The 23,816-nt window shown below is 47.3% G+C and carries 22 protein-coding genes; 10 read left to right on the top strand and 12 right to left on the bottom strand.

What is annotated here, in order from left to right:
• Positions 1 to 2 precede the first annotated feature (2 nt).
• The 3 genes from H1R82_RS11035 to H1R82_RS11045 all read right to left on the bottom strand — a co-directional run bounded on the left by H1R82_RS11035 (position 3) and on the right by H1R82_RS11045 (position 3,723).
• Positions 3 to 1,388, bottom strand: coding sequence for a sugar porter family MFS transporter (locus tag H1R82_RS11035; protein WP_181731924.1), 1,386 nt, complete (start codon positions 1,386 to 1,388; stop codon positions 3 to 5).
• 183 nt (positions 1,389 to 1,571) lie between these two features.
• Positions 1,572 to 2,996, bottom strand: a complete 1,425-nt coding sequence (araA, locus tag H1R82_RS11040) for an L-arabinose isomerase (RefSeq protein ID WP_181731925.1) — start codon at positions 2,994 to 2,996, stop codon at positions 1,572 to 1,574.
• A 31-nt stretch (positions 2,997 to 3,027) separates the two neighbouring features.
• Positions 3,028 to 3,723, bottom strand: a complete 696-nt coding sequence (locus H1R82_RS11045) for an L-ribulose-5-phosphate 4-epimerase (RefSeq protein WP_181731926.1) — start codon at positions 3,721 to 3,723, stop codon at positions 3,028 to 3,030.
• A 322-nt stretch (positions 3,724 to 4,045) separates the two neighbouring features.
• On the opposite strand from H1R82_RS11045, the gene H1R82_RS11050 reads away from it, so the two are divergent.
• The gene (locus H1R82_RS11050; protein WP_181731927.1) at positions 4,046 to 5,143 is read left to right on the top strand and encodes a GntR family transcriptional regulator; all 1,098 of its coding nucleotides are present in this window, start codon (positions 4,046 to 4,048) and stop codon (positions 5,141 to 5,143) included.
• A gap of 194 nt (positions 5,144 to 5,337) precedes the next feature.
• On the opposite strand, the gene H1R82_RS11055 is transcribed toward H1R82_RS11050, so the two are convergent.
• The 5 genes from H1R82_RS11055 to H1R82_RS14715 all read right to left on the bottom strand — a co-directional run bounded on the left by H1R82_RS11055 (position 5,338) and on the right by H1R82_RS14715 (position 10,117).
• Positions 5,338 to 6,264, bottom strand: a complete 927-nt coding sequence (locus H1R82_RS11055) for a TauD/TfdA dioxygenase family protein (RefSeq protein WP_181731928.1) — start codon at positions 6,262 to 6,264, stop codon at positions 5,338 to 5,340.
• A 227-nt stretch (positions 6,265 to 6,491) separates the two neighbouring features.
• Entirely contained in the window at positions 6,492 to 7,889 is a 1,398-nt protein-coding gene (locus H1R82_RS11060; RefSeq protein ID WP_181731929.1) for a cobyrinic acid a,c-diamide synthase CobB, read from the bottom strand.
• A gap of 74 nt (positions 7,890 to 7,963) precedes the next feature.
• Complete coding sequence (gene proS, locus H1R82_RS11065; protein WP_037993756.1) at positions 7,964 to 9,397, bottom strand: proline--tRNA ligase; 1,434 nt, start codon at positions 9,395 to 9,397, stop codon at positions 7,964 to 7,966.
• Positions 9,398 to 9,821: 424 nt separating this feature from the next.
• Positions 9,822 to 9,998, bottom strand: a complete 177-nt coding sequence (locus H1R82_RS11070) for a hypothetical protein (RefSeq protein WP_156473312.1) — start codon at positions 9,996 to 9,998, stop codon at positions 9,822 to 9,824.
• Entirely contained in the window at positions 9,986 to 10,117 is a 132-nt protein-coding gene (locus tag H1R82_RS14715) for a hypothetical protein (protein WP_258873903.1), read from the bottom strand. Before H1R82_RS14715 ends, H1R82_RS11070 begins: the two co-directional genes overlap by 13 nt.
• 169 nt (positions 10,118 to 10,286) lie before the next feature.
• On the opposite strand from H1R82_RS14715, the gene nfi reads away from it, so the two are divergent.
• Complete coding sequence (nfi, locus tag H1R82_RS11075) at positions 10,287 to 10,970, top strand: deoxyribonuclease V (RefSeq protein ID WP_232333881.1); 684 nt, start codon at positions 10,287 to 10,289, stop codon at positions 10,968 to 10,970.
• Positions 10,971 to 11,196: 226 nt separating this feature from the next.
• Here nfi and H1R82_RS11080 read toward each other — a convergent pair whose 3' ends face one another.
• Positions 11,197 to 12,621 carry a sigma-54 interaction domain-containing protein gene (locus H1R82_RS11080; RefSeq protein WP_220215015.1) on the bottom strand — a complete coding sequence of 475 codons (1,425 nt, stop codon included), beginning with the start codon at positions 12,619 to 12,621 and terminating at the stop codon, positions 11,197 to 11,199.
• 221 nt (positions 12,622 to 12,842) lie between these two features.
• Between H1R82_RS11080 and ahlS the strand changes: the two genes are divergently transcribed.
• Both ahlS and H1R82_RS11090 read left to right on the top strand, forming a co-directional pair.
• Complete coding sequence (gene ahlS / locus H1R82_RS11085; RefSeq protein WP_037993759.1) at positions 12,843 to 13,691, top strand: AhlS family quorum-quenching N-acyl homoserine lactonase; 849 nt, start codon at positions 12,843 to 12,845, stop codon at positions 13,689 to 13,691.
• 42 nt (positions 13,692 to 13,733) lie between these two features.
• On the top strand, positions 13,734 to 14,858 hold the full coding sequence (locus tag H1R82_RS11090) for a zinc-dependent alcohol dehydrogenase family protein (RefSeq protein WP_181731930.1): 1,125 nt from the start codon (positions 13,734 to 13,736) through the stop codon (positions 14,856 to 14,858).
• 231 nt (positions 14,859 to 15,089) lie between these two features.
• On the opposite strand, the gene H1R82_RS11095 is transcribed toward H1R82_RS11090, so the two are convergent.
• Together H1R82_RS11095 and H1R82_RS11100 are read right to left on the bottom strand one after the other, a co-directional pair.
• Entirely contained in the window at positions 15,090 to 15,308 is a 219-nt protein-coding gene (locus H1R82_RS11095) for a helix-turn-helix domain-containing protein (protein WP_037993760.1), read from the bottom strand.
• A 232-nt stretch (positions 15,309 to 15,540) separates the two neighbouring features.
• The gene (locus H1R82_RS11100) at positions 15,541 to 16,737 is read right to left on the bottom strand and encodes a M24 family metallopeptidase (protein WP_181731931.1); all 1,197 of its coding nucleotides are present in this window, start codon (positions 16,735 to 16,737) and stop codon (positions 15,541 to 15,543) included.
• 155 nt (positions 16,738 to 16,892) lie between these two features.
• On the opposite strand from H1R82_RS11100, the gene H1R82_RS11105 reads away from it, so the two are divergent.
• The 6 genes from H1R82_RS11105 (at position 16,893) to H1R82_RS11130 (ending at position 22,885) form a co-directional block, all read left to right on the top strand.
• On the top strand, positions 16,893 to 18,482 hold the full coding sequence (locus H1R82_RS11105; RefSeq protein WP_181731932.1) for an alkaline phosphatase family protein: 1,590 nt from the start codon (positions 16,893 to 16,895) through the stop codon (positions 18,480 to 18,482).
• A 73-nt stretch (positions 18,483 to 18,555) separates the two neighbouring features.
• Positions 18,556 to 19,266 carry a hypothetical protein gene (locus H1R82_RS11110; protein ID WP_181731933.1) on the top strand — a complete coding sequence of 237 codons (711 nt, stop codon included), beginning with the start codon at positions 18,556 to 18,558 and terminating at the stop codon, positions 19,264 to 19,266.
• Positions 19,267 to 19,351: 85 nt separating this feature from the next.
• Positions 19,352 to 19,669 carry a winged helix-turn-helix transcriptional regulator gene (locus H1R82_RS11115; protein WP_037993325.1) on the top strand — a complete coding sequence of 106 codons (318 nt, stop codon included), beginning with the start codon at positions 19,352 to 19,354 and terminating at the stop codon, positions 19,667 to 19,669.
• A 46-nt stretch (positions 19,670 to 19,715) separates the two neighbouring features.
• Positions 19,716 to 19,967 carry a DNA alkylation repair protein gene (locus H1R82_RS11120; RefSeq protein WP_181731934.1) on the top strand — a complete coding sequence of 84 codons (252 nt, stop codon included), beginning with the start codon at positions 19,716 to 19,718 and terminating at the stop codon, positions 19,965 to 19,967.
• A gap of 214 nt (positions 19,968 to 20,181) precedes the next feature.
• A complete protein-coding gene (locus tag H1R82_RS11125; RefSeq protein WP_181731935.1) occupies positions 20,182 to 21,714 on the top strand; it encodes a fumarate hydratase in 1,533 nt (510 codons plus the stop codon).
• A 259-nt stretch (positions 21,715 to 21,973) separates the two neighbouring features.
• On the top strand, positions 21,974 to 22,885 hold the full coding sequence (locus H1R82_RS11130; RefSeq protein ID WP_181731936.1) for a DUF1002 domain-containing protein: 912 nt from the start codon (positions 21,974 to 21,976) through the stop codon (positions 22,883 to 22,885).
• A 45-nt stretch (positions 22,886 to 22,930) separates the two neighbouring features.
• On the opposite strand, the gene sdhB is transcribed toward H1R82_RS11130, so the two are convergent.
• The gene (sdhB, locus tag H1R82_RS11135) at positions 22,931 to 23,683 is read right to left on the bottom strand and encodes a succinate dehydrogenase iron-sulfur subunit (RefSeq protein WP_181731937.1); all 753 of its coding nucleotides are present in this window, start codon (positions 23,681 to 23,683) and stop codon (positions 22,931 to 22,933) included.
• Positions 23,684 to 23,816: the final 133 nt, after the last annotated feature.

Here is a 23,816-nt window from a genome sequence, read left to right on the forward strand (position 1 = left end):
ACTCACCCCAATCTTTTGGTGCCTTTCTCAAATTTCTCAATCTCCTCCAAAGTATGGCCGCGTGTTTCCGGAACGCGTGTGCGGATAAATAAAACGCCGAGTAAACAAATCAACCCGAAGATTGCAAATACAGCTTCTTGAGACATCGAAGCCGTCATGATCGGGAACAACAGTCCCACCAAAAAAGAACCGATCCAGTTAAAAGATGAAGCCAATCCGGATGCCCGCCCGCGGATTAACAGCGGGAAAATTTCCCCTACGATCACCCAGGTCAACGGAGCCCAAGTAAATGAATAAAAGGCTACATATATACTCAAAAAAACAACGATCATCATCGGATTTGCATTTGGAACCAACACATTCATCACAACCGGGAAAATAAAAGACAATCCCATGATGGTTCCGCCGGTCATCAATAAAGCTCGACGGTTAAATTTATCCGCAATCAACAGGAATACAAGGGAACCCAATACAAGAATGATCCCTTGAATAATCGGCCACATTAATGCGGATTTTGCCGCATGCCCTGTTGCTTTTTCCACAATCAAGGGAATGTAATAGAAAATGGCGTTCGCGCCCTGAAATTGTTGAAACGCGGCAATCCCGACACCGGCAATGACCAAATAACGATATTTACTCTGAAAAAGCGTGCTCCATGATGCTTTTTGATTTGCCTTTTTTTCCTCGATCACGGTTTCTTGAATTTGTTTTATTTCGGATTCGATTTGTTCCGGGTCCTGACGAATATATCCCAATACTTTGCGGGCTTCATTCAGTTTGTTGTTTTTTATCAGAAAACGGGGGGACTCCGGCAGCCGCAAAACACCGATAAACAGAATCAAAGCGGGCAGGGCGGCCATCCCCAACATCAGACGCCAAGCCATGGTTACGGATAAATCTTTCAATAAATAATCAACAATATATGATAGCAACATCCCGGAAACGATCATTGTTTGGTTAATTCCGGACAAACGGCCGCGCAATTTCGCCGGTGCCATTTCCGACATATAAGCCGGGACCAGCGCTGAAGCGGCTCCGACAGCCAGTCCCAATAAAATCCGGACACCGGCCAAAAAATAGATTCCATTGTGCGGGGCAATCCCTGACAAAACAGAACCAACGACAAAAACCAGGGAAGCAATTAAAATCATTTTTCGTCGTCCCAAACGGTCTGAAAGTTGTCCGGCCAAAGCCCCTCCAAAAATCGCCCCAAACATCAGAGAAGAAGTGATCCAACCAATTGCACCGGCATTGTTTTGCAGGTTCCAATCATGTTCCAAAAAAGGCAAAGCCCCCGTCATCACACCGATATCGTAACCAAAGAGGATGCCACCGAAAGCCCCGAAAAAATAGATAAAGCCACCGGGAATTTTCTTGTCATTTGCCATGCCTGTTCCTCCTCATGTTGACCACTTATTGACTTCCCTTTCCTTCATGCATCAATCATGGGTAAAACGTTTTCAAAAATGTGTTTGGCCTTGTTTTCCCTGAAACATGAACGGGAAAGTGACCAAGATCCCCTTTTTCAAGAAGGATCCCTTCCGGGGAATCCGATTCCCCGGAAGCTGTGATTACTTGATCACCACGTATTCTGCACCCACAAGTTTTGCATAAGTGACGATTTGATCCGTTGTTAAATCCAGCGAAACCACGGTATGGTGCCCGCCTCCGTTCTCAATCCAAGCCTGAACCCCGTCACGAAAATTCGGCTTGACGCGCCAAAGCACACGGGCCACCGGAAGTTTTGGCGCAGGAACGGTTGGCTCAAATGCAGAAACTTCATTGATCAACAATTTGAAATGCGTACCGAAGTCCGCCATTGAAACAACAACACCATCCCCCGCCTTGCCGTCAAACACCAAACGGGCCGGATCCTCACGATTGCCTATTCCCAAGGGAGCTACAACAATTTTCGGTTTGTTTTTTGCCAGCGCAGGATCCACTTCCAACATATGGGATTGAAGCACATACTCTTGACCGCTCGCCAATTCATACGTGTAATCTTCCATGAAACCGGTTGAACCGTTGCGGCTCATGATTTTGAGCAACCGGTTGAGTGCCGCCGTCTTCCAATCCCCTTCGGCGGCAAAGCCGTATCCTTGGGCCGTCAGACGCTGTACGGCAAGCCCCGGAAGTTGTTTCATGCCGTGCAAATCTTCGAAATTTGTTGTGAAAGCATTGTAACCCCGCTCATCCAAAAAGCGCTTGATGGCTATTTCATACCGCGCCTGAACTTTCACGCTTTTCTCCCAATCTTCCTTGCTGTACGTCCCGTAATCAAATTCATAAAGGTTTGCATACTCTTCAAATAAGGCATCAACTTCCTCATCTTTGACGGCATTCACCTCTTGAACAAGATCGCCGATGCCATAGTAATCAACAGTCCACCCAAATTGAATCTGCGCTTCGATTTTATCCCCTTCGGTTACCGCAACATTGCGCATGTTGTCGCCAAAACGGGCTACTTTAATCTGGAAGCTTTCGTTATAAGCAACTGCCACATCCATCCATTCCGCGATTTGCTTCTGTACTTCCTCACGTTTCCAGTATCCGACAACCACTTTATTTTGTTTTTTCAAGCGGGCATTAATGAAACCATATTCACGGTCGCCATGCGCCGCCTGATTCAGGTTCATAAAATCCATGTCAATCGTTTCCCAAGGAATGCTTTCATTGAATTGTGTTGCTAAATGAAGCAATGGTTTTTGCAATAATTTTGTCCCGCGAATCCACATTTTTGCGGGTGAAAACGTATGCATCCATGTGATCACTCCGCAAACTTCATCCCGATAATTGACTTCTTTCATGATGTTCGTGATTTTGTCGGCACTCACGGCCAGGTCTTGCAACACAATCGGGTACGGCAATAAACCGCTTTCATTCAATTCATCCGTAATGGTTTGTGCATGCGCTTTCACCCGGGCCAGCGTTTCTTCCCCATAGAGATGTTGCGAACCCACGACAAACCAAAATTCCCGTCTTTTTGGCGTTGACATCGTACCCCTCTTTTCTTTATTTTCTTTTCTTTTAATTTTGTCCGTAATAGGCATTTTTTCCGTGTTTTCTATAATAGTGCTTATCTAAAATATGTTTCGGCAATTCTTTCGCAAAGTGATTTAATTCTTGTGTAAAGAAATTCATTTTTGAAATTTCTTCAAGCACGACACTATGCATGACCGCCGATCTTACATCTTTCCCCCATGTAAACGGACCATGTCCTTTTAACAAAACCCCGGGAACGGCCAAGATATCCAATCCCCGTTCTTCAAATGTTTCAATAATCACGTTTCCCGTTTCTGTTTCATACCCGCGTTCAATTTCTTTTGGCGTCAGAAAACGGGCGCATGGAATGGAACCGTGGAATGTATCTGCATGCGTGGTTCCCATCGCGGGAACATCCAAACCTGCCTGAGCCCAGATGGTTGCCCATGTCGAATGCGTATGCACAATCCCGCCAATTTTCTCATAATGCTTATAGAGCACCGCGTGAGTGGGTGTGTCCGATGAAGGCTTCAGCTTACCTTCAACCACATTGCCTTCCAAATCAACCACCACCATGTCACCGGGCTTCATCGTTGCATAATCAACACCACTGGGTTTGATCACAAATAAACCGCTTTCACGATCAATCGCACTTGCATTCCCCCAAGTATATTTCACCAGCCCGTGTTCAACCAATTGCAAATTGGCTTGAAGCACTTCTTCTTTCAGCTGTTCCAACAATTTCATCCCTCCGGTTTCCGACTTAAAATCAATGGTTAAAAACAATCACCGGGGAGCGCTTTTAAGGTAAGTATATTTTTTATACGTACATATGTCAATCTTAAACAAAATATGTGCATACATCTTCTACAAAATAAATGATATTCTCATTTATATTTATGTATTAACAAACGAAATGAATGACGCCGATTACGATTATTGGAAATTTGTTCGCACCAATTGTTTAACTGCTTTCGATTCATTTCACATCATGTTAAGATATGTCCATACAAATTTTTAAAACGGAAGCAAAGCACAAACAACTTTCAGGAGCAGTGGTAATATGAAACCAAAGTATCAAGCAATCATCGATGACATCAAAAGTAAAATTCTTTCCGGGGAATACAGTGTTGGAGAACAAATCCCCACGGAGTCAGCCTTGCAGGAAATATACAAAGTCAGCCGGCACACTGTGCGAAAAGCCATTTTGGAACTGTCAAAGGAAGGCTTTTTAAGAAGCAGCAAGGGGTCCGGAACCTATGTCAGCAATCAGTTCCAAATAAAGTCGGGGGCCCACTCAAATCAAAAAACCATCGGGGTGATCACAACCTATATTTCGGATTACATTTTTCCTTCCATCATTCGGGGCATCGAAAGAAGACTGAATGAGGATAACTATTCATTGCTGCTGGCCAGCACCAATAATGAGATCGAACAAGAAAAAAAAGCCTTGGAAATGATGTTGTCTTCGGGCATCGACGGATTGATCGTCGAACCCACCAAAAGCAACTTGTACAATCCCAATATTTCATACTACTTGTCATTAAAGAAACAAAACGTTCCGTTTATTATGATCAATGCTTATTACAATGAATTGGATGTCCCTTTTCTTTGTCTGGATGATGTACAGTCCAGTTATCTTGCAACCAACGAATTGATTTCCAAAGGACACACGCAAATCGGACTCATTGCAAAAATGGATGATTTACAGGGTAAGCACAGAATGAAGGGGTATATCAAAGCGCTCGAGGAAGCCCGACTCCCTTTTCAGCCGGAGTTGGTCTTATCATTCAATACAGAGACAAAGCCGGCTTTGGGCATGAACTTAAAAGATTTCCTGAACAAACATCTGAATGAATTGACGGCCATTGTCTGCTACAATGACGAGGTCGCATTTGAATTGGTAAATGTATGCAGACAACTTGACATCCCGGTTCCGGACAAATTGTCAATTATTGGTCAGGACAATTCTTTTCTCGCCAAAACCTCTTTTATTAAGCTGACGACATTGACACACCCGCAAGAACAAATGGGTTATGATGCTGCCAATTGGATTATTAAGAAATTACAGGGTAAAAAGGATTTACCTTACCAAACCTATTATCAACCCAGATTAATCGAAGGTGAAACAGTGAAAGAATTGAATAAAGAGAACCCCTGATAATTTCCATAAACATAAAACAACCCCGCTCGAAACTTCACTGAGTCCAGTGACTTAAGCGGGGATGTTTTGTTTTAGTGCCTGTTATTTTCCATATCCGGCAACAATCCACCGATTTCACGTTACAGTTCACGACCAACAGATTATCTCCAATCGTTACATGGACAAATAAAAAAGAGGGAAAGTTCCCTCTTTTAATACGGCTGGTCGCCAACGATGGCCACCCGTTCGGCTTGGCGGGGATTGGGATAATAGTCGGAAACCGCGTAATGTTGAGTGGCCCGGTTATCCCAGAAAGCGATCGTGTTTTCTTCCCAGCGAAAACGGACTTGGTACTCGGGAATCTGCGCCTGCCGAAACAAATATTGCAGCAATGCCTCGCTCTCTTCTGGTTTCATCCCGACGATCCGGGTTGTAAAGGACGGATTCACAAACAAAGTTTTGCGCTCGGTTTCCGGATGGGTCCGGACCACCGGGTGTTCCACAGGAGGGAATTCGGCTTGTTTTTCCGCCAATTCTTCTTTTGTCATGAAATCGCTGAAAGCCGGGGTAAAGTCGTGAATGGCGGTCAGCCCGTCGATGCTCTCCTTGATCTTGTCGGGTAAATTGTCATAGGCGGCTCCCATGTCTGCCCACAGTGTATCGCCCCCAACCGGCGGAACCTTGATCATTTTCAACAGGCAAGCTTTTGCCGGACGGGGCCGGAAAGTCACATCGGTATGCCAGATATTTTCGTATCCGGCTTGCTTTTGATCCCTGGCAAACCGGACAAATTCCTTGGACTCGCCTTGCGGCAAAAAAGGGTGAACCTCCAGTTCTCCCCATAACCGTGCAAAAACTTTCAGTTGTTCACTGGTGACGTTTTGATTTCGGAAGAAAAGCACCTTCCACTCAAGCAGCGCCCGGTTCAATTCGGCTTGCAGCTCCGGTGTGACAGGCCCGCTCAAGTTGACCCCGGCAATTTCAGCACCGATTACCGGCGTGAGCGGCTTCACTTTGAACAGGGTATAAGGGCGCTCCTTTGTTCCTTCCGGCAAACGGCGTAAATGGCGCGGACCGACATGATCTTCCCGGTTTTCAAACTTGAGCGGACGGGAATCTCCGGAAATGAATCCAGACATGGCACCTGCTCCTTTCAACGGGATTTCCAAACAAAAAAGGAGGTCCCAATCCGGCCGTAAAAGCCGGGATACAGGAACCTCCAGTGATCTGGTCGGATAATTATATATTTCACATCTGTTTACTCGGAAATAATGATACCAAAAATTACTTATGATGTCAATCAGTGATGGTTCTTCAGGGTTCACCCTGGAAAAGAAGACGGGGCAAGCAACACACCATGATGCGCTTACCCCTTCTTGCTGTCCCGGTAGTTTCGGCAAGCCACAATGAAACGTTTGGCCACAGAAGGGTTGGAAGCAAAATGGAGATGGGTATACCCGGCCAAAAGATTTCCCCGTGCATATCCTTCCCGCTTGTTGCCGGCATGCCCGCGGATTTTATAAGCCCAAGCATCCTGCTCTTTCTGCATCGCCAGCGTGGAATAGTGAAATTCATGTCCACGCGCTTTCTCCCCTTGCTTGAGCAACAGGTTGTCTGTCACGGCTTCCACTTCCCGGTACCCCAGCGCCGTCAATCGGTCATTCATCCGGACCACGGCCGGGATCACGCCCGTCATCGGATGTTTCTTCCCTTCCCGATCCACGATCGCCTCGGTCAAGTACATGTATCCGCCACACTCGGCATATGTCGGCATGCCTCTAGTGATGTTTTCCCGGAAAGAACGTTTCACTTCCTCATTTGCGGATAATTCCCGCACAAACTCTTCCGGGAACCCGCCACCCACGATCAATCCATCGGCTTCTTCCGGCACCGGTTCGCCTTTGAGCGGGCTGAAAAACTGCAGCCGGGCTCCGTACTGCTTCAGCAACTCCAGATTTTCCGGGTAATAAAAATGAAAAGCCGCATCTTTTGCCACTGCGATGATGACGGAATGTGGTTCCATCCATTTTTGCGAAAAAAGCCGACGCCCGGGCCCGGCAAGCAAAGGGGCATTCCCGGCAACCTTCTTTAAACCGTCCAAATCCACTCCTTTTTCCATGAGCTCTGCCAACCGGTCAAACAGGGGAACCATTTCCCCCCGTTCAAGGGCGGGGATTAAACCCAAATGGCGTTCCGGGATGTCAACGGACGGATCCGGGGGAAGCCAACCGAAAACCGGAATGCCGCACTCTTTTTCAATTGCAGATTTGACAAGCTGAAAATGTCCTTCCCCTCCGGCCCGGTTGGCAATCACTCCGGCCACGGGCACAGACGGATTCAACCCCTGATAACCCTTCACCACCGCCGCCGCACTGCGCGCCAAACTGTAGACATCCACCACCAAGATCACCGGGCTTTGCAACAAAATGGCAATCTCCGCCGTGCTCCCCTTGTCGCTCAAAGGATCTTTGCCGTCATACAGTCCCATGACCCCTTCTACGATGGAAAGATCAGCATCCCGGCTGCCATTGAGAAAAATCTCCACCATGTTCTCCGGCGGCACCATCCAGGTATCCAGATTGCGGGAAGGGCGCCCGGTGATCGCCGTATGGTAACCCGGATCAATATAATCCGGCCCGGCCTTAAATCCCTGCACCTTGAGCCCCCGCTTTTGAAACGCCGCCATCAAACCAAGGGTCACCGTCGTTTTGCCCACTCCGCTCCCCGTTCCGGCAATGACGAGCCTCGGTCTTTTTTCGTTCATGGCACATCTCCCCCCGTTCCTTCCCATTTCATAAGAAATCCCCTGCCACTTTATTTGCAGCAGGGTGCCGGCAATTAATAAGACTTGGCAAACCAGACGGTGTATTTGGCTTTCTCTCCGCATGCGACACATGTTTTCATGGTTTCCGGGGGATCAAAAGGAATGTTGCGGCTGACGGCACCGCTTTCTTCCTTCACTTTGGCTTCACAACGGTCATCGCCGCACCAGCCGGACAAGACAAAACCGCGCTTGGTTTGGATAATATCCGTCAATGCTTCAAGGGTTTCTGCCATGTGGGTGTTCCGGTCAAAATTGGCTTTCGCTTGTTGATACAAGTTTTCCTGAATCTCATTGAACAGACGATCGACCGTCTCCAAAACTTCCGCGGTCGGAACCGTGATTTTTTCCAACGTGTCCCTTCGTGCGAGCACGACCTGATCCTGATTGACATCCCGGGGCCCGATTTCCATGCGAAGCGGGATGCCTTTCGCTTCATATTCGTTAAATTTCCATCCGGGACTGTAGTTATCCCGGTCGTCCAGTTTCACCCGGATTCCCTTCGCTTTGAATCGATCCAGGATTTGTGCGGCATAAGACAGCACACGCTCCCGTTCGCCTTTCGCACCGATCGGGATGATGATGACCTGTGTCGGGGCAATGCGCGGCGGCAGCACCAATCCTTGATCGTCGCCGTGAACCATGATCAATGCCCCGATCAAGCGGGTGCTCACTCCCCAGGAAGTGGTGTATGCATACGCCAATTGGTTGTTTGCATCCGTAAATTGGATATCGAAACTTTTCGCAAAGCGTTGCCCCATATAATGGGAAGTTCCGGCCTGGAGCGCCTTTCCGTCTTTCATCATAGCTTCCACGGAATAGGTGTGAACCGCCCCGGCAAACTTTTCCGAAGGTGTTTTCTCTCCGCGGACAACGGGAATCGCCAAACCGCTTTCAATAAACTCCGCGTACAAATCCAAAATTTTAAACGTTTCTTCTTTGGCTTCCTGTTCGGTGGCATGAGCGGTATGCCCTTCCTGCCACAAAAACTCGCTCGTCCTCAAAAACGGCAACGTACGTTTTTCCCAACGGACCACGTTGCACCACTGATTCATGAGCAAAGGCAAGTCCCGGTACGATTTCACCCATTTGGAAAACATGTGTCCGATCATGGTTTCCGAGGTCGGGCGGATCGCCAACTTTTCCTCCAGCGGATCACCCCCGGCTTCCGTCACCCAAGGCAATTCCGGATTAAACCCTTCCACATGCTCCTTTTCTTTCTCGAAAAAACTTTGCGGGATAAACAAGGGGAAGTAGGCATTTTCATGGCCCGTTTCTTTCAGCCGGGCATCCAGTTCTTTTTGAATCGCTTCCCAAAGCGCATATCCGGCCGGTTTAAAAACAATGCACCCCCGGACCGGCGAATAATCCATTAAATCCGCTTTTTTGATCGTCTCTATGTACCATACTGAAAAATCTTCGCTCTGCGACACAGTCTTCTTGGAACTCATCCGACATCATCCCCTTCCGGCTTCAATTCATAATTTTCTGCCCGAGTGGATTCATGTTACTATATTTCATTTCTTTCTTCAACGCGTTTGTTTTATTTCCATTCTTTCATTCATGAGAATTAAAAATTCCACGCATCCTGCAAGAAAGAACCCTGCCACTTCCTGTGCAGCAAGGGTCTTTCTTTATCTGCTCAAGATTGAACTTCTGCTTTCTCAACGCTTCCTTCAGCTTCCAAACCGGCTTCATCCTTTGCCAAACTCTCTTTCTTGCGAACAGGGAACCGCCAAGCAAACTGATCCAGTAAAGTTTTTGATCATTTCTGAAATCGGCATTGTATCTTCCTCATTCGATATCGTTTTCTCATTACAGGGAATGGGTTCGCGCCGGCCCCCGTTCTTGCGGGCATAACACGTTAAAGACCCATTAATCCACTGCACGAATCCCTTTTATGACAGCGATAATCAGCCCTTGAAAGAGCGCAATGCAACTTCCGCAAATAATCAGCATCAAGGAAACAGGCAATCCCTCATTCAAAAAAATGGTAAACACGCCGTGGGATACCGGTGTCAAACCGATCGAAAACGTGGTCATAAACCCCATTTCCGCCCCCCCAAGATCTGCCCGGCACCGGTTTCCTTCACCACATACCAGCTGACGGTCAAGGTATAAATGGAACCGGCCAAACTGGTACTTCCGTGGCCATTTTGCCAACTGTTCACTTGCTTATTTTCTCCTCGACCATTCAACCACGATATATATCACATATGTACCGGATTACACGCACATGGCAGGTTCTTTCGTTTCTTCATATGGATCGCCGGTCTGTACTTTTTGTCACAAAACTATTAAAATTTATGGTCTATACCACAAACACAAAGGGTGAAAAGATTGGAACCCCGCATGATCCATTCCTGGGATTTAGACGAATCCGAAGCATTACGAATTCAAAAGCATTTGGCCTCCAAGGTGATAAATAAAGACCAACTGGATGCCGTCCGGTATGTTGCCGGTGTGGATGTCGCATATGATGAAAAATCCGGGAAGCTGGTTGCCGCTGCCGTGGTGATGGATGCCGGATCCCTGGATGTCGTGGAAACAGCGATTGCCGAAGACATTGCCCGCTTCCCTTATATTCCGGGTTTATTTTCATTCAGGGAAATCCCTCCCCTTGCCAAAGCATTAAAAAAATTAACCATCGCACCGGATTTAATTGTTTGTGACGGGCAAGGGATTGCCCATCCGAGACGATTTGGGATCGCAAGCCACTTAGGCGTTTTATTTGATGTCCCCACCATCGGCTGTGCCAAAACAAGATTGACGGGTGAAGCCGGACAGCCGGGAACCCGACGGGGCAGCCATGCTCCCCTGACCGATCACGGTGAGGTGATTGGCAACGTATTGCGGACTCAGGACAATGTAAAACCGATCTATGTTTCCATTGGTCACCGAATCTACTTATCGACAGCCTGCGACTGGATTTTAAAGCTTTCTCCGCATTACCGCCTGCCGGAAACAACACGGAAAGCTGACCAAACCGTCCGCAGGGCCTTAAAAGACCGCCTTTCCTTCTGAAATTATTCAAACAAAAACAAACCCCTGCCACGTGCATGCAGGCAGGGATCATTCCATTAAATTTTTAATTCGCCCAACCGGACCAACTCGACGACATACTCTGTAAGAAACAACACATGGTTGTAATTTGTTAACCTGTTTCCACTATGAGTGTGTGATTCAAATCAGATTTCCTCCTGATTCTCCTGACAATAGTTCCCCGTTTCCGTTCTTCAACCGTATTTTATCAGTTTATATTTTGGACCGAACCATTTCGGTTCCATCTTTGTAGTTTTTTGATTAATGTTGAATGGTCAATCCCGAGAACCTTTGCGGCTTGACGAAGGGACGGTTGCGACTTTATCGTCGCTAAAACCAACTGCTGTTCATACCTCTCCACTCTCTTCTTTAATGTGAGTGGATGATTCACTTGTGCATTTTGAATATGAGCAGGAAGGTGATGAAGCTCGATGACAAGGGATGGAACGGAGACAATCAGATTCTCCATCAGATTTTTAATTTCCCTTACATTCCCCGGCCAATGATAACGGCACAACTGTTCCTTGGCGTCGAGACTGAGACGTTTTTGAACGCGGAATTTTTTTGAGTAATGCATAAAATAAAAATCAATAAGAGCAGGAACATCTTCAGGCCTCTCCGACAAAGGGGGGATATGAATCTCAACAACCTGCAGACGATAAAACAAATCCTGACGAAAGCGTCGTTCTTTTACCAGACTACGCAAATCCCGGTTGGTTGAGGAAATCACACGGACGTTCACAGGTCGGGCTTTTATACCACCGATCCGATAAACCAAGGGATCTTGCAGCACCCGTAACAGCTTCGTCTGCAAAGCAAGCGGCATTTCACCAATTTCATCAAGCAAGATCGTTCCACCATCCGCCAATTCAAATAATCCTTTTTTTCCCCCTTTGCGAGCTCCTGTAAAAGCACCGGGTTCATATCCAAACAGCTCCGACTTAAGCAGTGCCTCCGGTATCGCAGCACAATTCACTTTGATAAATGGTTTATTCCTGCGATCACTCAAATGATGGATGAGGTTCGCGATCACTTCTTTGCCAACGCCGGATGGGCCAAGCAACAGTACGTTAGTTGGATACGGAGCCACCTGTTTCACTTTTCCGATAATCTCTTTCATACATTTGCTTTCGGAAACAAAAGTGTTGTCTCCATCCGTCATCAGGTGATACTGATGTCGGTTCAGTTCGGAAAGTCCGACCACTTTCTCCAACTCTTCCGTCAGCCGGTTCAAACGCGTAATATCACGAACACTCGTGACAACCAGTTGGATTTCTCCAGCTTCATCGAAAACGGGATTCCCGGTAACAATTACCTCCTTACCATTCCTCAAGTTTTGCATCAGCGACATAGAACGCTTATGTTCGATCACGAGAAGGGAAACCGAATGATTGATGTAGCCTTCTTTAATCAAATCATTCATGTGACGGCCAATAAGCTCTTCCCGCCGGGTGTCCGACAGCTTCTCATATGCGGAATTCACAAGGAGTGTAACTCCGGAACCATTGGTAACATATACGCCATCCGGAATCCACTCGATAATTTCTGCAATTTGTTCCAACTGTTCCGGGTCAAAGCACTTTGCTTTCGGTATAATAACCACCCCATGCGAAAAAATAATCAATTTCTTCAATGGTGAAATTTATCATTGAACGGTGAATTTCGTCACCACTTTATTATAACAACGATAATCTAAATAATCAAAAAAATCAATCTATAATCAGTGAAAAAATTCACCAATCACTGTTCGCTTTGTACCATTTCATGATATATGTTGTGTGTTTTTTATGTTGGCCCAATTCTTGCTTTTGAAATATATACGAAAATCATATTTGTGATAAAGGAGGTATGAGCATGGCCAACATTGTGAAAGCACGCCCGAAGCTGTACGTCTTGGACAACGGACGGATGAGAATGGACAAAAACTGGATGATCGCCATGCACAATCCTGCTACTGTTGACAATCCCAACGCACCTGCGGAAATGATCGAATTCCCAATTTATTCTGTCTTGATTGATCACCCGGAAGGAAAAATTCTTTTTGACACCTCATGTAACCCTGATTCCATGGGGCCTCAAGGTCGCTGGTCAGAATCCACCCAGTCGATGTTCCCCTGGATCGCTAGCGAGGAGTGTTATCTGCACAATCGCTTGGAACAGCTAAAAGTGCGTCCGGAAGACATTAAATTCGTAATTGCTTCTCATCTCCATCTCGATCACGCTGGCTGCCTCGAAATGTTTACCAATGCAACTGTGATCGTCCATGAAGACGAATTCAACGGGACCCTGCAAGTTTACGCTCGTAACCGCTCTGAAGGAGCGTACGTTTGGGCCGACATTGACGCTTGGATCAAGAACAACTTGCAGTGGCGCACCATTAAGCGCGACGAAGATAACGTCCCGCTGGCTGAAGGAGTACGAATCCTCAACTTTGGCAGCGGACACGCATGGGGGATGCTTGGACTGCACGTTAAACTCCCGGAAAAGGGCAACATCATCTTGGCTTCCGATGCGATTTACAGCTCTGAAAACTTTGGGCCTCCCGTAAAACCACCGGGGATTATCTACGATTCACTTGGATATGTAAAAACGGTGGAGCGCATCCGCCGGATTGCGCAAGAAACCCAGTCGGAAATCTGGTTTGGTCATGATTCAGAGCAATTTAAGTCGTTCCGAAAGTCCACGGAAGGATATTACGAATAAGATCCCAATCGCCATGTTTTCGTATAAAGGAGGCATTGTCAGATGAAAATACGCGCCGCCGTTTTGTATGAAATGAACCTGCCGGCTCCTTACAAGGACAGCCGGCCACTTCGAATAGAAACTCTCGACCTTGACCCGCCCCAAATGGGCGAAGTACTTATTCGCATTCGTGCCACTGGTTTGTGCCACTCCGACCTTTCTGTCATTAACGGCAGCCGGCCCCGTCCCATCCCGATGGTCCTTGGTCACGAGGCGGCAGGGGAGGTCGTTGAAGTCGGACCTGGTGTAAACGACATCCGGCCCGGCGATCATGTTGTCTGCGCCTTTGTACCCAGTTGCGGACACTGCCTTCCCTGCCAAGAAGGTCGGCCAGCACTCTGTGAACCGGGCGCCAATGCTAACAGTGTGGGAACTCTCCTGTCCGGGGAGAGAAGGTTACACAAAGACGGAACGGACATTCATCACCATCTGGGCATATCGGGGTTTGCGGAGTATGCGGTCGTATCGAGGAACTCCTTGATTAAGGTCGATCCCGAAATACCATTTGATGAAGTCGCACTCTTCGGGTGTGCAGTGATGACCGGAGTTGGAGCTGTGGTGAATTCTGCCCGCGTCCCAGCGGGTAGCAGTGTAGCTGTTGTTGGCTTGGGTGGAGTCGGCCTGTGCGCCATACTGGGAGCCCTTGTAGCAGGAGCAAGAACCATTATAGCTGTGGATATAAATCCCGCAAAGCTCAAGACGGCACTGGAACTGGGGGCTACCGCAGCATTTGACGCACGTGATCCGGAAGTGGCCGAACAAATACGTGCGGCAACCGACGGCGGTGTGGAATTTGCATTTGAAACCGCTGGTGCAGTTCTCGCTATGCAGACTGCAATCAACATCACGCGTCGCGGTGGCACAACCGTCACGGCGGGACTCCCCCATCCGAAACACCATCTCTCTTTCCCGCAAGTCTTGCTCGCAGCTGAAGAACGAACCATTAAGGGGTCTTACGTTGGAAGTTGCGTTCCGGCACGCGACATTCCTCGTTTTATCGAGCTTTATAAAAAAGGGCGCTTACCGGTCAATCGGTTGCTGACTGACCGCTTGCGTCTCGAAGACATTAATGAAGGATTTGACCGCTTGGATCGCGGTAACGTTTCGCGTCTGGTTGTCACGATGTGAGTATGCAAGGTTGAAGAAGAGATGATAATTGAATTCAGTACCAGGTCGGTACTCACTCTTTATACTTAGACATTAAGTATCAGTCTCTCGGGATTTCATGAAATTACCAAAGATGCGTTCCGGCAAAAGTCTGACGTTGGGAAACAGTGGAAGAAGCTCGTTTTCCCTTTTTCCATAATGATTTATATAATAAAAACCCCTGCCACATGCATAAAGGCAGGGATCATCCCATTAAATTTTCAATTCGCCCAACCGGACCAACTCGACGACAGCTTGGGAACGCCCTTTTACATTTAATTTCTGCATCACATTGCTGATATGGTTACGAACGGTTTTTTCGCTGATAAACAGTTGTTGGGCGATTTCTTTGGTTGTCTTGTCTTGCACCAAAAGCTCAAACACTTCCCTCTCCCGGTTGGTCAACAAGGAGTTGCCTCTTCGGTTACTCAAATGATGCCACCCTTCCTTGCTCGAGCACTTGATTTACAAGGGTCAGGGACCAGTCAAGTTATATTATGTCGGGGCTCCGCTAATGGTGAGTTTTTATCCGCTATTTAGGCGCATATCCTGTTATTTTCGAATCGCTGCGTCACTTTTCTCCATCATCATATTCAACATCCCCTGTAACGGTTCCGGAAACTTCGGAAGGAAGGGTGAAAAACGGGATAGAAAAGAAAAAATTTTATTCCGGGATTCGGATGATGTCTTCCGGAGCGGTGGTCAACGATTCCAGTCCGTTTTTAGTCACCAAGTATGTGTTTTCAATGCCGACGACCCCGCGTCCCGGGAAGGTAAACTTCGGTTCAATGGCGATCACCATTCCTTCTTGCAGCGGCTGGTCAAATCCCCTTGCCAAAACGGGAAGCTCGTCCATCTCCAAACCGACGCCATGCCCCAGGAACTTGGCCTGATCGGGCCCGAATCCCATGAAATGCTCCGCCAAACCGGCTTCCTTTGCCATTTCCAGCGAACGGAGATACAATGACTTCCAGGAAACGCCGGGTTTTCCCATCTCTTCGGCTTCTCTGATGATGGAAACGGCCACCTTATAAGCCTGCTTTAAATCATCATCCAAATCCCCGATCACTGCCAGCCGTGTTTGGTCAATCAGATAACCTTCCACTGTCGTGGCAATGTCCACCAGAATCGGTTCATTGGCTTTGATTGGTTTGGCACTCGCTCCTTGCGGACTGGCCAGTTGCGTACCCAATCCGCCGGCAGGCCCGTCAAAATAAGTGGGAGTGGCCGCAGCCGCGCCGGAAGCCACCATTCCCAGGCAAAGTTCTTGGTTATATCCCCGCATCCGGAACAATCCGATGCTTCCTTTTAACCGCAAAGTGTATTCAATTTCTGCCGACAGTTCCAATTCGGTTTTGCCTTCCCGGATCAAACGGGGAAGGGATTCCACGATTTCTTTGACATGGGAGGCCGCTTGGCGCATTTGCCGGAGTTCATATTCGGACTTGACTGCTCTTTGGAGTCTTAAATCAAAGGAGATGTCCACCGGTTCGGCCCCGGAAAACAAACGGATGTATCTTTGGGCGAGACCGTAAGGAAGCACATCCCATTCCAGCCCCAACCGTTTGACCGGCCCGAAGGCGGATTCGATTTTCCCGCCCAATTCGCGTAATCTTCCCAAAGGTTGCACAGGAAGAACCGTTTCAAATTCCGCACGGGTCACACTTTTTTTTACATAAAAACAGGGTTCTCCTTTTTGCGGCACATACAAGACCCCGTTTTGCATCGTCCCGGTCAAGTAATAAAGATCGATGTTCTGGGTGATCAAAGCACCATCTGTTTCCTTCTCTTGAAGCATGGATTGAAAACGGGCAATCCGTTCCCTGATTTCCGTTTCCGGCACTTTTGAAAGCGTATGCATTTTTGCACGATCCCCTTTCTGATTTACGCCTGAAATGTTAAAATCCTCACTCTTTTAAGGTACAATGTTTTTTTCCCCACCGTCAAACCCGGGCATATTTGCCCCGACTCCGAGCCAAACTACTTGCAAACAACCAAGAGAAAGGAAACCACAGAATGATCCTCACGGGAATAATCCTTATTGCACTTTTCATTGTCATCCTGGCTGTCGGATCGGAGCTTTCGGGTTTCAAAGAGCGTCGTAAGCAACAGCAGGAAATGCAATCCTTGAACTATTCCCCGGTGCAAAAGCCGGTGGTTTTGATCATCATTGATTCATTGATGCACATTCCATTGAAAGAAGTGCTGGATTTTGGCAAAGCACCGGCAATGAAATATTTGGTGGAAAACGGGCAATATCATCCCAAGGTGGTGACCAGCTTTCCGACCATGTCCGTGAGCATCGATACAACCTTGCTCACGGGAGCAACCCCCAATGAACATCATATTTACGGCTTGGTTTATTTTCACAAAAAAGAAAACCGCATCGTCAACTTTGGCACGGGTTTCAAAGAAACGTTTATTTTCGGCTTGAAAACCGTGTTGCAAGACAGCCTCTTGAATCTGAACCAAAAATACATCAGCCCAAAGGTGAAAACCATTCATGAAGAAACGGACTTGCCCACCGCATCCATCAACGGATTGATTTACCGGGGAAATTATCAAAGAACGTTGTTTCCTCCTTTGTTGGCACGATGGACCGCCCTTTTGCCCAAGCGCATTCAGACCAAAGCACCGTTTCTTTTTTCTTTTGGTGCCATGTCCAAAATCTCGAAGTCTGACAAATATGATTCACTTTGGAGACGTTTCGGGTTTAATGACTCCTTTTCGCAAAAGGAACTGGCTTCGCTTATCAAAAAGGGCAATTTGCCGGCGTTTACCATTGCCTATTTCCCCACCAATGACGATGCGGTTCATCGGGAAGGCCCGTCGCAAATCAAGGGGATTGAAAAAGCGGACAAAGAACTGCAAAAGGTTTTGGATGCCTTCGGTTCCTGGGAAGAAGCCATCCGGCAGGTCACTTGGATAGTCATGGGCGACAGCGGACAAACTCCCATTCTTCCCAATCATCAAGCCGCTTACATCGATTTGCGAAAACTTCTCAGGGACTACAAAATCATGCCCATCCGGCAAAAAACGCCGCGAAAAGAAGATCAACTGGTGTTATGCGTCAATGAACGGATGGCTTACATTTATTTAACAGACCCCGACCTTAAGATGAACGAAGTGGTTCAGGCACTGAAAAAGGAACCCAAACTGGACCTGATTGCCTGGCAAGAAAAAGATTGGATTCACGTCATCAGCGGCAATGTCCCGGAAGCCCGTTGCCGGTTTCAAAAAGGAGGCCTGTATGCGGACGAATACGGCCAAACCTGGAAGCTGGAGGGAGACCTGTCCGTCCTGGATCTGAAAACGGATGATGCAAACCGGATCCGCTACGGTATTTTTCCTGATGTGTTATTCCGTTTATGCGGTGTCATGAATACGTGGGACCGGGTGATCATTGTCACCGCTTCACCGGGATATGAATTGACGGGGGAAGGCTCTCCGACACATAAAGGCGGATCTCACGGTTCCCTGCATTATCTGGATTCAGAAGTGCCGATGATTATTTGCGGCACAAACTCCAGGCCGAAAACGCTGCGTTTGATCGATATCAAAGACTGGATTCTTCAATTAATCTCTTCAGACGAAACAAATCTCTGATTGGTTGGAATGAGTCAAGCCCGGTATCGCATAAAAGTAACTGTAAAAATAAAAATATCAGGGAGAAACCAATATGAGCCGCGTGGCGAATCCGGACAAAACCTTGATGAAGTTGGATGAGCGGTGTCCGACACTGCCTCCGAAATGTCTGTTTGTTTTGGAACTGGAACAAGATGAGTATTTTCCCCATCTGACTCCATCCGAAGTTCCTTTGTTGATTGAACAGGCCATTCAAAAAGGAATCCATGCATCCGGCAAATGGGCGGAACAAAAACAATCGCTCAAGGACATGATCAATCTTCTCATCAGGCAAGGAATCACCGTGCGCTTTTTGGAGCGGCATCCGGAAAAACCCTCCATTCGTGCCGAATATAACAAGAAAACCAAAACCATCCGCATTTACCGCAAATCCATGCATCAAATCCAGCGGTTCTTTGAAGAACTCAACATCCCGGTAACGGAAGAAGATCTTTTCTTGCTGCATTTATACCATGAATGGTTTCATCACCTGGAAGAAACCAAAATCGGGCGAACCGATGATGAATTGCCCCGTGTCACCATCAAGCAAAAAGGCCCTTTCGCCATTCGCAAACGATTGAGCCGGTTGCGGGAAATTGCTGCCCATGCTTTTGTCCAACAAGTATTTGACCTCAACTGGTCCCCTCTGTTACTGGATTATTTGCTTTATTTCAAAGAAAAGGGATGGAACTTTGGGCAAATCCGCGAATCCTTCCAAAAAGAAAAGGAAAGAATTCAATCGGTTTATCATTTGGGCGGCACATAGATTGGTCGGCAAGACCAATCTATTTTCTTGAGAAAGGTGCCAACATCCGGATCATTTGCTAAGATAATAAGAGAGGTGAAAAGCTATGGACCGCTGTATTTGTCCGAAATTTGAAATGGCTGTTGAAATCATTTCCAAAAAATGGACAGGCCTTATCATTCGTGTTTTGATTGAAAAAACAAGCCGCTTTCGGGATATTCGCGAGCAAATTCCTTTGATGAGCGAGCGGATGCTTGCTGAACGATTGAAAGAACTTGAGGCCAAAGGATTGGTGGAGCGGAGAGTTTATGCGGAAACGCCGGTGCGGATCGAGTATGCTTTGACCGAAAAAGGAAAAGCACTCACCCCTGTCATTGACGCCATTCAAAAATGGGCGGACGAATGGATCGACTGTGACGAATAATTTTTAAAAAAGCAGGGGACATTAATGGCACCGGAGGTGTCCAACGATGTCATTTCCATATCGATGTCCGGCTTGCGGCACAAACCGGAGTCGTTTTAATATCATTGAACAAGTGGTGCATTCCGTCAAAAAGGATCGGCTGACCGGTGAAATCATTGAGACCGTGCCGGAAGACGATCCTTTTCAAATTCGGTACCGCGGCGAAAAATACCGTGTCCAATGCGGTGTCTGCGGAATGATTGACAAAGAAGAACGGTTTGTCAAATTCGCGCAAAACGCATTGGACCCGGCAAACTGAATTTGCTGTTTACAAATGCCGAAGGGACTTCCCTTCGGCATTTTTTATGGAAAAAACCCTCTCTTTTATCATGCTGAGAAATGTTTTAAATATCGTTATAATAGATATTGAATAGAAGATTCTGTTCTTATGCCTTATTTCTGCGCTTTGTTCTCACAGCGCTTTCATCATTCAGATCATGCGTTACCAATTCATGAAAGAAGAAGGGGTTTACATGCAAGCGTTCAAAGAGTCCATATTACAACTGATCACCGAAACATCCACCAATCTGCCGGCAGATGTGCGCAAAGCCATCAAAAAATCCAGAGAACTGGAAAATGCGGGAACCCGTTCCGCTTTGGCTCTATCCACCATTTGCGACAACATTCAAATGGCCGAAGAAAACGTTTCACCGATTTGCCAGGACACCGGCATGCCGACTTTTAAAATCAAAGTTCCCGTCGGCGCCAATCAGATTGAAATGAGCAAAGCCATCCGGGAAGCGATTGTCGAAGCCACGCAAAAAGGAATTTTGCGCCCGAACTCCGTGGATTCCCTCACCGGGGAAAACAGCGGAAACAACCTGGGAGAAGGCGTTCCGGTCATTCACTATGAGCAATGGGAAAAAGACGAGGTGGAAGTACGCCTGATATTAAAAGGCGGCGGCTGTGAAAACAAGAATATTCAATATAGTTTGCCTTGTGAATTGGAAGGTTTGGGACGGGCCGGACGCGATTTGGACGGAATCCGCAAATGCATTTTGCATTCGGTTTACCAAGCCCAAGGGCAAGGATGCAGTGCCGGCTTTATCGGCGTCGGAATCGGCGGCGACCGGACCACCGGCTATGAGTTGGCCAAAAAACAATTGTTCCGTCATTTGGATGACACCAACCCGAATCCAAAACTGGCCGAATTGGAAGAATATATTCTCGAAAAAGCCAACACGTTGTCCATCGGAACCATGGGCTTCGGCGGCGAGGTGACTTTGTTGGGCTGTAAAATCGGTGCCATGCACCGGATTCCGGCCAGCTTTTATGTATCGGTCGCATATAACTGCTGGGCTTTCCGCCGCCAGGGTGTCACCATCGATCCGAAAACCGGAAAAATCACCCGCTGGCTTTACCAATCCGATGAAAAAGTGGATCTCCAAGTAAAAGAAGAAAACGATGCCGGTTCTGCTGAGAACACCCGCACCGTGGAACTTCACACCCCGATCACCGAAGAACAAGTCCGTCAGCTGAAAGTGGGGGACATCGTCATCATCAACGGTCCGATTTACACCGGCCGTGACGCAATCCACAAGCATTTGATGGATCACGACGCTCCGGTCGATTTAAACGGGGGTGTCATCTACCACTGCGGTCCGGTCATGCTCAAAGATCAGGACGGCAACTGGCATGTCAAAGCCGCCGGCCCCACCACCAGCATCCGCGAAGAACCGTATCAAGGGGATATCATCAAGAAATTCGGCATTCGTGCCATCATCGGAAAAGGCGGCATGGGCAAGAAAACCTTGCAAGCCTTAAAAGAACACGGGGCGGTTTACCTCAACGCCATCGGCGGAGCAGCCCAATATTATGCCGACTGCATCACCAGTGTGGACGGCGTCGACTTCATGGAATTTGGCGTTCCGGAAGCAATGTGGCATCTCCAAGTGAAAGGCTTTGCCGCCATCGTCACCATGGATGCCCATGGCAACAGTTTGCATGAAGACGTGGATAAAACTTCTCTGGAAAAACTGGCTGAACTGAAAGATCCGGTCTTTTAACGGATGGTTGCCACGGGGAAGCGTTTGCCGCCTGAAAAAATGCCCGTCCTTTTGGCAAACGCTTCCTCCCATCCCGCACCATTTTCTGATTTTTCAGTAAAATAAATGATAAATTTTGGTTGCCTGCCTGCTTTTTACTGTTCACAGAATCCACGGAACAAGTTACAATAAGCTTGAGCCACTTTACCTCAATGGAAAATGAAGGAAACGTTTGGATTGTCACATGTTTCTTTTCATGAAAAGGGGGATTTCATTACGGATGAAAAATATTAAATTGTGGAGCATCCTTGCTCTTGTGGCAATGACGGCTTTCTCCTTGATTGGGCCGCAACCGGCTTCCGCCGATGCCATTAAAGGAGAAACCGTGGTCACCTTGGGGAAAGATTTGACCGGAACCCAACGGGATCAAATTTTGAAAGAAATGGGTGTCAGCGAAAACGCGGATAATGTCACCATCATCGATGTAACCAACCAAGAAGAACATCAATACCTTGGAAAATATTTGGGGGCGGATGTCATCGGACGCCGGGCCATCTCCTCCGCAAAAATTGTACTTACTTCTTCCGGTGAAGGAATCTCGGTGAAAACCAACAAAATTACCACCATTACACCCAGCATGTATGCCAATGCTGCCATCACAGCCGGAATCAAAGATGCGGACATTTATGTCACCGCTCCGTTTGAAGTATCCGGCACCGCAGGTTTGACCGGGATTATCAAAGCTTTTGAAACAGCAACCGGAGAAAAAATTGATGAAAATAAAAAACAAGTGGCTAACGAAGAAATTGTCCGGACGCAAGAACTCTCCCAAGAGATCGGCGATCCCAACAAAGCTGTTCAATTCATCAACGAAGTGAAAAAGCAAGTCTCTGAAGAAAAACCGAAAACTCCGGAAGAATTCCGGGACATCATCATCAACGTTTCCAATGACTTTGATATCAACTTGAATCAGGAAACCATCAACAATCTGGTTCAATACGCCCAAAACTTTGACAAATTGGGCATCGACTGGGATCAATTGAGCCAGCAATTTGAAAGCTTGCGTGGAGATATCAAAGATATTTTAAATTCGGAAACCACGCAAGGAATCATCGACACCATTTTTGAATGGTTGGGCGATCTCTTTAAAGCAATCGGTGAATTATTCACCTCTGCCTCTTCACGGCAATAATTTAAAAAAAGAACCGCTGGAATCTTTCCAGCGGTTCTTTTTTGTTTAAACGGACAACCACTTTTTAAACAGATGTTTTGTCGCATCCCGGTTGGATTTGGCAATCGCCGTTGTCAGCGGAATGCCTTTCGGACAAGCTTGCACACAGTTTTGCGAGTTTCCGCACTCTTGCAAGCCGCCTTTGTCCAAGAGAGCTTCGAGACGTTCTTCTTTGTTCATGGCCCCGGTCGGATGTGAGTTAAATAATTGAACTTGTCCCACCACAAAGGGTCCCATGAAATTCGAATGGCTGTTGACATTCGGGCAGGCTTCCAGACAAACCCCGCAGGTCATGCATTTTGACAATTCATAACGCCATTGCTGTTCATTTTCACTCATCCGCGGTCCCGGGCCGAGATCGTGAGTTCCGTCAATCGGGATCCATGCTTTCACTTTTTTCAAGGCATTAAACATCCGGCTGCGGTCCACAATCAAGTCCCGAATCACTGGGAATGTTTTCATCGGTTGAACCCGGATGGGTTGCTCCAATTTGTCAATGAGTGCGGTACAAGCTTGGCGCGGCTTTCCGTTAATCACCATCGAACAAGCTCCGCACACTTCTTCCAGACAGTTGGACTCCCATTGGACCGGAGCAACGGTTTTTCCTTCGCTGTTTACGGGATTTCGTTGGATTTCCATCAATGCGGAAATGATATTCATGTTTTTGCGATAAGGAATTTTAAACTCTTCTTCATAAGGTTTATCATCAGGTCCGTCTTGGCGTGTTATGATGAGGTGCACCGTTTTTTGTTCACTCATTGTTTCGCACCTCCTTTATCCACATCATAACGACGCGGGCGAGGCTTAATCAAAGAAACATCAACCGGTTCGTATTCAAATACAGGGCCTTCCGGTGTGAATTTCGCTTTGGTGGTTTTCAACCATTCTTCAT

Source organism: Thermoactinomyces intermedius, from assembly GCF_013912365.1.
GTDB lineage: Bacteria > Bacillota > Bacilli > Thermoactinomycetales > Thermoactinomycetaceae > Thermoactinomyces > Thermoactinomyces intermedius.